At 73.0% G+C, this 4605-nt stretch carries 5 protein-coding genes and 1 pseudogene; 2 read left to right on the plus strand and 4 right to left on the minus strand.

Annotated features, from left to right (window positions below):
* Positions 1-225 precede the first annotated feature (225 nt).
* Together CM1CMNOD_RS12100 and CM1CMNOD_RS12105 are read left to right on the plus strand one after the other, a co-directional pair.
* Positions 226-468 carry a type II toxin-antitoxin system Phd/YefM family antitoxin gene (locus CM1CMNOD_RS12100; RefSeq protein WP_013873914.1) on the plus strand — a complete coding sequence of 81 codons (243 nt, stop codon included), beginning with the start codon at positions 226-228 and terminating at the stop codon, positions 466-468.
* Positions 465-857, plus strand: coding sequence for a type II toxin-antitoxin system VapC family toxin (locus tag CM1CMNOD_RS12105; protein ID WP_013873915.1), 393 nt, complete (start codon positions 465-467; stop codon positions 855-857). Before CM1CMNOD_RS12100 ends, CM1CMNOD_RS12105 begins: the two co-directional genes overlap by 4 nt.
* 116 nt (positions 858-973) lie before the next feature.
* Here the strand turns inward: CM1CMNOD_RS12105 and CM1CMNOD_RS12110 are convergent, their stop codons facing one another.
* The 4 genes and pseudogenes from CM1CMNOD_RS12110 to CM1CMNOD_RS12130 all read right to left on the minus strand — a co-directional run.
* Positions 974-2884, minus strand: a complete 1911-nt coding sequence (locus CM1CMNOD_RS12110) for a hypothetical protein (protein ID WP_157491016.1) — start codon at positions 2882-2884, stop codon at positions 974-976.
* A 186-nt stretch (positions 2885-3070) separates the two neighbouring features.
* On the minus strand, positions 3071-3886 hold the full coding sequence (locus tag CM1CMNOD_RS12120; protein WP_131772553.1) for a hypothetical protein: 816 nt from the start codon (positions 3884-3886) through the stop codon (positions 3071-3073).
* Positions 3879-4193 (minus strand): hypothetical protein, encoded by a 315-nt coding sequence (locus CM1CMNOD_RS21770; protein ID WP_013873916.1) that lies wholly within the window; start codon positions 4191-4193, stop codon positions 3879-3881. Before CM1CMNOD_RS21770 ends, CM1CMNOD_RS12120 begins: the two co-directional genes overlap by 8 nt.
* A gap of 154 nt (positions 4194-4347) precedes the next feature.
* Positions 4348-4605 (minus strand): annotated as a pseudogene (locus CM1CMNOD_RS12130) (molecular chaperone DnaJ); the annotation flags it as partial.

Raw genomic sequence — 4605 nt, forward strand, 5'->3', positions numbered from 1 at the left:
ATCCACGCCCTCCTCGCCCCCACAACTCAGGAAGCCGTAGGTGGAAAACGCTGTTGCCATGACGTTTTTCGCCTACGACTGGAGGTATCCACGGGACGGCAGCGCGCTTCCTCCGCATGACCGTGGAAGACATCACCGTCCGGAAGGGCCGACAGCGCACCCGCCACTGCGAGGTGCCGCTCTGCCGGTTGCTCTGTTGCCCCAGCCCGGAGATAGACTAAGTTCATGGCTAAGTCCGCTATTCAGGTCGGTGTGCACGAGGCGAAGACCCGGTTGTCCGAACTGCTGCGCGCCGTAGCGGCAGGCCAGGAGGTCGACATCCTGCGCAGCGGCGAGCCGATAGCCAAGATCATCCCGTTCGCCCCCCGGAGCGTGCGTGAGATCGGCGTCGACGAGGGGCGGTTCACCGTCCCCGACGACTTCGACGCCCCGCTGCCCGACGACATCGAGGACAGCTTCTACCGGTGAGCCGTTATCTGCTCGACACACAGGCATGGCTCTGGTCGCTCGCCGAGCCGCGGCGCCTGCGCGCGGACACCCGTGACCTGCTGGCCGACACCGCCAACGAGATCCTGCTATCGGCCGCCAGCGGCTGGGAGATTTCGATCAAATACCGGCTGGGTAAGCTGGCCCTCCCCGAACCGCCGCGTGGCTACGTGCCGGACCGGATACGACGCACAGGTGTGATTCCGCTCGCGGTCGAGCACGACCACGTGCTGCGGGTGGCGGAACTGCCGGACCATCACCGGGATCCCTTCGACCGGCTCCTGGTCGCGCAGGCACAGGCACTGAACGTCCCGTTGATCACCGCGGACGGCCGGCTGTCGGCCTACGAGGTGAAAACCCTCCCAGCCTGACCCTCAGCCACGTGCTCGGGAAAGAAAGACGATCACGATAACGAGTGCTCAAGTGGTTGCTCTGGCAGCCACTTGAGCACTCGTTCCGGTGACGAGGGCCGCAAGGCGGCCGTTGGTCACGGGGAGTCTCCGCGGGAGGTGCGGGTTCCGGGGTGGCGGGCGGCGCGTTCGTAGAGGTGGGCGGCGCGCAGCGGGTCGCCGTTGCGTTCGTGGAGCTCCGCGGCGCGGGCCCAGTCGTCCGCGAATTCGGCGTCGAGAGCGTCATCCAGCCAGGTACGCGGTGCCGAGGGCGCCTCCGGGGCGTGGTTGCGCAGCCTCTTCCACAGCCCCCGGGCGCGTTGCCGGCCGTCGGCGGACGGCTGCGGCACCGGGTCGCCCCCCGGCTCCGGTGGCCGGGGGGCGACCTGCGCGTCGACGTCCGCCAGCGCCGCCTCGATCTCCGGGGGAAGCTGGAGGTCCAGCTGTGGGCCGGGGCCGGCCCACAGCGTCCACACCGGGTGGCGGGTGCGCAGGTCGAAGGCGACAGCCCGGTCCGGCAGCGCCACCACGGCGATGTCGTCCCCGGCGCCGAACAGGGCCCGGCGGGCGCTCGGGGGCAGCCGCGGGCGCGTCCGGTAGCCGACCGGCAGGAACAGCGGGCCGGGCCCGAGGCAGTACAGCGGCTCACCGACCGGCAGCCGTTCGAGCAGACCTCCGGGGGCCAGCAGCAGATGCCGGTCCCGGCCGCGGACGACGAACGCGGTCTCGGCGAGCGGATGCCCTTCCAGCAGCAGCGGGACGGCCGCGAGGTCGTCGTCGTCGAGCAGCGCCGCGTCGGTGTCGGCCTCGCCGGTACGGCCCGGGACGATCGCGACCGGCCGCCCCGCCAGCCGCGGCGACGCACCGGCCGCTGCCAGGGAGGTGCCGTCCACCGCCGATGTGGTCGGGTCCGGCGTCTCCAGCGGGTAGTCGTCGGCGAGCCGGACGAGCGTGGCCGCGTCCGCGGGCGCACCGAGACCGACCAGCCGCCAGCAGCCGAAGGAAGCGTCGGCCAGCACCCACGTGCCGGCGTCCACCAGATCGGCGAGCAACGGATCGGGCAGGGCGGACGCCATGGCGTGCTGGACCAGCAGAGTGCCTCCGGTGACCCGGCAGGCCAGCACGAACGGGTCGTGATCGAGCGCCGTCAGCAACGACGCGGGCAGCGGCTCCCCCCGCGCCGATGCCGAAGTCGAACTCGCAGTCGATGCCGGGGAAGGCGCCCCGGCGCTCCGCCCGTATGCCCAGGAGACCCTGGGATCCGTCACAGAAAGTCGTAGTTCGATGATGATTCGCCCGCCGGCGGCGGACCATGACGGCTCGACGGCGGCGCCGGGCCCCGTGCCCGTGGCAGTGCCGGACCGCGCGGTGTCGTCGAACAGCGGGACGAGCCGGACAGGCCGGTACCACACGTCCAGCCCCAGCTCCAGGGCGCGTTGGACGACCCCACCGGCCTGCGAGCCCGGTACCAGCACCACCGCCTCGGCGGACGGGCCAGCCGCCACCGGGTGGAGCCCGGCCGTCCGCACGACCTCGACGACGCTCACCGGACGGAGCCCGGACATCGGCACCGACCCACGATCGTCGCCCGCCGTGGCCGGCGTTGCCGCTGGTGGCGCGCCTGGCGACCAGGCCGGTGACACAGACGGTGACACAGGCGGTGACGCGGTCGGCGGGGCGTCCCAGCCGCGGTCGGGCAGGAAACGTTCGCCGGCATGGACGTACAGCCGGCCATGTGCGATCGACACCAGCTCCCGGCCCAGGTCGAGGGCCACGTCAGCGGCGACCCACCAGTCCCCGGCCGGACCGGATCCGCCAGCCCCGGCCGCGGCCGGAGCGGATCCGCCCGGCCCGGCCGGGCCGGCTGCTCTGGCCGGGCCGGCTGCTCTGGTCAGGGCAGATCCGTCGGCGCCGGGCGGGCCGGCTGTCCCGGTCGGAGCGGGCGTCCTGGGCGGGGCCGCTCCGTCGGCCCGGAGGAACTGGATGCTCTCGCCATGCCCGGTCGCCACGAGTGAACCAGCGAACACAAGCGCCGCGGAGGCGGAGCCGAACCTGCCGGCAAGGGACGCTGCCGGCCCCGGGCCAGCCGGCCCGGGCAAGCCGGCCACCGCTGCCGGCGGGATCTCCCGCCCGGCGAAAGGACGCGGACGCCGCCCCTGGCCGGGCGCCGGACTGCCAGGTCCCAGAGCCATCGGCTATCTCGCGGACGGGCTGGTCGCGGGCCATGCGGCGACCGACCCCGCGACGACGGGCGGCAGGACAAGCTCGGTGTGCAGGACCCGCAGCGACCATTCGGCCCACCGTTGCTCCGTGCCGGTACGCCGTCCCCGCACAGCCGCGGCAAAGACGAGCGCGACCTGGTCGTAGCGGTGCGCGGCCTCGGCCAGCGCGACCGCCCACCGTTCGATCCGCAGGTCGGCCGCGGTCACGGGCCAGGTGGGCTCGCCGGCCAGCGGCTCGGCCAGGATCGTCTGGACATCGGCGAGCACGGGCAGGATGCGCCGGGTGGGCAGCCCCTCGGCGATGTCGCAACGGGCCAGCACCAGCCGTCGCGACATGACGTTGAGCACCGGCGGAACTGCCGGTCCCCCCATCGTCCCGGCAACGCCGGGCACCGGTCCGGCGGCGGAACCGGACATCGGCTCGACGGCACCGGCCACCGATCCAACGGAACCAGCTACCGTGCCGGCCGAACCGGCCGTGTATCCGAACGGCGGCCCGAACGGCGGCCCGAACGGATCATGATCAGGGTCGGGGCCAGGAGCGGCCGGCAGGGACGCGCGGGCGGCGGCCGGGTCGTCCAGGTTGTGGACGAGCAGCCACGCGGCGACGTGGACGAGACCGGCCGCGGTACAGTCGGCGACCGCGTCCCGGTACCGGCCGATCCGGATGGCCAGCTCCGCCGCCCGCTGGAAGGAGCCGGCGTCCCGGTAGCAGCGCGCGGCCTCGACGATCTGCCCCGCCCGCAGGTAGCAGCTCGCGGCCCGCTCGAGCAGCACACGGTCAGTCATGGAGCCGTTGCCCTCGTTCGGCCCGTCCGGTCGACGACTCCCGCTCGCCGGGCCGCTGCCTGGCCTGCCGCTCCTGGACCAGCGGTACCGGCCGCGGGGCCTCCTGCTCGGCGGGGGCCTCCTGCTCGATGGGGGCCTCCTGCTCGATGAGGGCGTTGTTCTCGACGATGCGGGCGACGTCGGCGGTGATCCGATCGTGGCGGGCGTCGTGGTCGGCCACGGGCACACCTTCGCCGGTGTCCTCGACGCGGAACACCTCGACCTCACCGGTGTCGGCGCGGTAACGGAACTTCACCCGGACCCGCATGCCCCACCCCCGAATCCCGTAATCCGTGTCCCGAAATCATTTTTCGTCGGTCGTGGTCTGTCGTGGCCGTGCTTCATGGTCCGGAGCCCAGAACCTGAAATCGAGAATCGAAGGCGGCGATCCGTGGCCTGGCGGCCGGAATCCGGCCGGGCCATCAGATCCGTAGCTCGAACTCGATGTCGAGGACACCGTTGTTCTCCGACCAGGTGATGCCCTCGGCGTGCCGGGCCCGGGCGTAGGCCAGGATCGCGTCCCGGTAGGCCCCGGCCAGCGCCTGGTGGAAGATGTTGCGCCCCTGAATACCGACGGTGACCAGCCGTTTCGCTGCCTCCCGGCGCAGCGCCTCGGCGCGGGCGGCTGCGGCCTCGGCCAGGGCGGCGTCCGCGCGGGCCGCGGCGGCGGCCTCCACGGC

This window comes from Protofrankia symbiont of Coriaria myrtifolia (assembly GCF_900634755.1).
Lineage (GTDB): Bacteria > Actinomycetota > Actinomycetes > Frankiales > Frankiaceae > Protofrankia > Protofrankia coriariae.

Coding starts and splice junctions, on each gene's coding strand:
- CM1CMNOD_RS12100 (WP_013873914.1), top strand. CDS start 226: ATGGCTAAGTCCGCTATTCAGGTCGGTGTGCACGAGGCGAAGACCCGG.
- CM1CMNOD_RS12120 (WP_131772553.1), bottom strand. CDS start 3,886: ATGACTGACCGTGTGCTGCTCGAGCGGGCCGCGAGCTGCTACCTGCGG.
- CM1CMNOD_RS21770 (WP_013873916.1), bottom strand. CDS start 4,193: ATGCGGGTCCGGGTGAAGTTCCGTTACCGCGCCGACACCGGTGAGGTC.